The organism is Candidatus Nanopelagicales bacterium (assembly GCA_018003655.1).
Classification (GTDB): domain Bacteria; phylum Actinomycetota; class Actinomycetes; order S36-B12; family UBA10799; genus JAGNDY01.
The window spans coordinates 1-3,850 of sequence record JAGNDY010000111.1 but is presented as its reverse complement, the minus strand read 5'-3'; the positions used below and the strand labels follow the sequence as shown (position 1 = coordinate 3,850).

The following is a 3,850-nucleotide window of genomic DNA, read 5'->3' as shown; positions in this document are numbered from 1 at the left end:
GAACAGACCACCGCCCTCTATGACGCCGTGGACGAACCGACCACGCGGGGTCGCAAAGACAGTTAGCGAAGACGACCCCGGCTGCTCGCGTGACATGATGATCCGAAGGAATCGGGCGCCGGACAAGGGAGAACGTAGTGGCGGTCAGAGCAGTGCGGGGGGCGACGCGCCTGGCCGCCGATAGCGTCGTGGAGATGACCGAAGCTGTCCGGGAACTGCTCCTTGAGATGCTGGCCCAGAACGAGCTCACGACGGACGATGTGATTAGCGTGCTCTTCACGGCGACGCCGGACTTGGTGTGTGGATTCCCGGCAGCGGCAGCGCGGGAGATCGGTTTTGCAGACGTCCCCCTGATCTGCGCGCAGGAGATCGACGTTCCTGCGGCACTGCCCCGAGTCGTTCGAATCATGGCTCACATTGAGACCGATCGTCCCCGCAGCGAGGTCAACCACGTGTTCCTCCGGGGTGCCCAAATCTTGCGTGAAGACCTGCACCGATGAGCAACGAGGTGGCGACGCCGAGTCAGGTTCTGATCGTCGGAACCGGCCTGATCGGAACGTCGGTGGGGTTGGCGTTGCAGGCGGCCGGGGTGCAGGTGTGGCTTGACGATCGGGATGCGCAGGCCTGTGCAATAGCCGTCGACCGTGGTGCTGGCGAGCGCCTCAGTGAAGCCAGCCGACCGGATCTGATCGTCGTCGCAGTACCGCCGTTGGCAGTTGCGGGTGTGGTGGCTGACCTGCTGGCGCGGTACCCAGAAGCCACGATCACCGATGTGTGCAGCGTCAAAGCGCTGCCACTGGCGCGGCTGCGAGCAACGGTTGATGATGTGTCTCGGTTCGTCGGCAGTCACCCGATGGCTGGCCGGGAGACGTCTGGACCTGGGGCCGCTCGCGCCGATCTATTCGAGGATCGGATGTGGGCTATCACCGCGAGTCCGGACAACCCGGCCGAGCGCGTTGCCGACGTGCAGTGGTTGGCCCTGACGTGCGGTGCGTTGGTGTTGGCGCTGAGTCCGGCGGCACACGATCGGGCGGTCGCCCTGACCTCCCACACCCCACAGGTGCTCGCATCGGTCCTAGCGGCCCAACTGGCAACCGCCGACCCAAGCGATGTTGCCGTTAGTGGTCAAGGGTTGCGAGATGCCACTCGATTGGCGGCGTCAGAACCGGGCCTCTGGTCGGAGATCCTCGCGGGTAACGCCGGAGAGGTCGCAGCGATAGTTCGCCGGATCCAATCACAGTTGGGCGATGTTGCCGATGCCCTCGACAGCGCCCAAGCCCGTAACGCGGCCGGCGAGACGCAGGGGACTGGCGACTTAGCGTCGGTCCGCGCGGTGTTGGAGTTGGGTAACTCCGGGTACCGCGCGGTACCCGACAAACACGGCGGCCAAGCCCACAGCTACGAACTGATTCCGGTGGTCGTTGCAGACAAGCCCGGCGAGTTGGCTCGGTTGTTCGCGGCCGCCGGTCATGCGGGCGTGAACCTGGAGGATGTGCGGATTGAACACACAGTGGGTCGTCTCCGGGCCATCATTGAGCTAGCCGTGACACCGTCGGTGGCCCCACGACTGCGGGCGGAACTAACCGCAGGAGGGTGGCAGATTCGCGGCTAGATCTGGGGGAGACTGGCTTTGATGAGCGGGGATCTGCGCGGGAAGTGAGCGCGCCGTTACGCTAACCCCCATGCCAGCAGCTACCCGTCCGCAAGGAGCCCCACTAGTCGTGGCAGTGGATGGGCCATCGGGTTCAGGCAAGTCCAGCGTCTCGCGGGCTGTCGCCAGCCAACTCGGAATGCGGTACCTGGATACCGGCGCCATGTATCGGGCCGTCGCCCTGTGGATGCTGCGAAACGGGGTTGACGTCGAGGTGCCCGAAGCTGTCGCTGCTCGGGTCGACGACGTGGACGTCGCAAGTGGAACTGATCCCTCCGCGCCCGACATTCGACTCGGCACTGAGAGCGTCGCCGAGGCGATCCGCGAGGCCGAGGTCACTGAAGTCGTCAGCCGGGTCAGCGCGGTTCCGCTGGTGCGCACGATGTTGGTCGGATACCAACGCGAGCTCGCCTCGTCTGCCGAGACCGATGGGACGGGAATCGTTGTCGAGGGACGCGACATCGGTTCGACGGTGCTGCCAGACGCGGACGTCAAGATATTCCTCACTGCCGATCACGAGGCGCGGGCGGCTCGCAGGGCACTGCAAGACAACGAGGAGGGCCGCGCGTCGGATGTGTCGCAAGCGGCGACCTCGCTGGCGGCACGAGACCAGGCGGACTCTTCGCGCGCGGCCTCTCCGTTGACCAAAGCTGATGGTGCGGTGACTATCGACGCGACGTTCTTGACTCTCGACCAGGTCGTCGCGGCCGTTCTTGGACTGGTCGAGGACAGGCAGTTGCAGGGCCAATGAGCGACGTGTCCGGGATGGAGCTTAGACCGAAGCTACCGAGTGCCAAGGGCGTTGCCAACGGTCGCAATGTCGCCCGCATGCTCTTTCGAAGTGCCTACCGAATGTCCGTTCTTGGAGCGGCGAATGTGCCGAAGCGCGGGCGGCTTCTGCTGGCGGCCAACCACACGGGTCTGGTTGATGGCCCGCTGTTGTTAGGGGCAACTCCACGACCTGTTCACATCTTCGCCAAGAGCGAGCTCTTCACCCCGCCGCTGGATCGGCTGCTGACCAGTGTCGGGCAAATCGAGTTGGACTACGAGTCCGCCGACCGCCGAGCTATGTCGCTGGCGCTGGATTTGCTCTCGGAAGAGCGTGCCGTCGGTATCTTCCCAGAAGCACACCGCAACAGGGGTGATGTCGCCAGGATCAGGCACGGGGTTGCCTACCTCTACACTCGGTCGCGAGCGCCAATCGTTCCGGTCGCACTGCTGGGCACTAGATCGACTGGGATGTCCAAGGAAGCACTGCCACCGTTGCGTGCGCCGCTCATTGCGGTTTTTGGCGAACCCTTCTCGCCGCCGGTGCAAGGCGATATCGATCAGCGGTCCACGCTGGCCGCTGTGGGGGAGCTCATTCGCCAGCGGCTCGCTGACCACGTTGCGGCAGCCGTCGCCTCGACCGGCATGGCGCTGCCGACAGACAACGTAAGAACAACATGACAGAGAGGTCGGCACGGTGAGTGACGACGAGTTCGACCAAGACCAGACAACCTTCGCAACGTTCGAGGTGCTCGGCGATCAGGATGCAACGACGGCTGCGCAAGCTGCCGCCGAGGCCGAGTTCGGTGATCGCCTAGTCGAGCCTTTCAGTCAAGCGGAGATCGATGACTCGATGCCCGTAGTTGCGGTTGTGGGGCGTCCGAACGTTGGCAAGTCAACGCTCGTCAATCGCATTCTCGGTCGCCGTGAGGCCGTAGTTGAGGACATCCCCGGCGTCACCCGCGATCGCGTGCGGTACGAGGCGGAGTGGTCCGGTCGCCGCTTTTGGCTGGTGGACACCGGCGGTTGGGATCAGCGAGGTCGTGGGTTGGCCGCGCAGGTAAGTGCGCAGGCCGAGCGGGCCGCCGAAGACGCTGACGTGGTTGTCTTGGTGGTGGATGCTCGCGTCGGGGCCACTGACGCCGATACTGAGGCCGTCCGGATGCTGCGTCGCAGTGGCGTTCCGACGATGTTGGTGGCGAACAAGGTCGATAGCGCGACGTTGGAGATCGAGGCTGCGAACCTCTGGTCCATGGGCCTGGGGGAGCCCATCGCGCTGTCTGCCCTGCATGGGCGCGGCAGCGGTGACTTCCTCGACGATCTGCTCAAGATGCTGCCGGAGGTTGGTCGCGGCGCGCAGTTGGAGGAGGGCCCGCACCGGGTTGCCCTACTTGGCCGGCCCAACGTCGGCAAATCCAGCTTGCTGAACCG

General features: G+C 64.8%; 5 protein-coding genes. All 5 read left to right on the top strand.

Annotated elements, in window-relative coordinates:
• The first annotated feature begins 137 nt into the window (after nucleotides 1-137).
• Entirely contained in the window at nucleotides 138-500 is a 363-nt protein-coding gene (gene aroH / locus KAZ48_10570) for a chorismate mutase (protein MBP7973235.1), read from the top strand.
• Complete coding sequence (locus tag KAZ48_10565) at nucleotides 497-1,612, top strand: prephenate dehydrogenase (protein MBP7973234.1); 1,116 nt, start codon at nucleotides 497-499, stop codon at nucleotides 1,610-1,612. The genes aroH and KAZ48_10565 overlap by 4 nt, the downstream gene beginning before the upstream one ends.
• A 70-nt stretch (nucleotides 1,613-1,682) precedes the next feature.
• Nucleotides 1,683-2,402 carry a (d)CMP kinase gene (locus KAZ48_10560; protein MBP7973233.1) on the top strand — a complete coding sequence of 240 codons (720 nt, stop codon included), beginning with the start codon at nucleotides 1,683-1,685 and terminating at the stop codon, nucleotides 2,400-2,402.
• Complete coding sequence (locus KAZ48_10555; GenBank protein MBP7973232.1) at nucleotides 2,399-3,100, top strand: 1-acyl-sn-glycerol-3-phosphate acyltransferase; 702 nt, start codon at nucleotides 2,399-2,401, stop codon at nucleotides 3,098-3,100. Before KAZ48_10560 ends, KAZ48_10555 begins: the two co-directional genes overlap by 4 nt.
• A 172-nt stretch (nucleotides 3,101-3,272) precedes the next feature.
• A partial coding sequence (locus tag KAZ48_10550) for a 50S ribosome-binding GTPase (protein ID MBP7973231.1) occupies nucleotides 3,273-3,850 on the top strand: 578 nt, incomplete at its 3' end.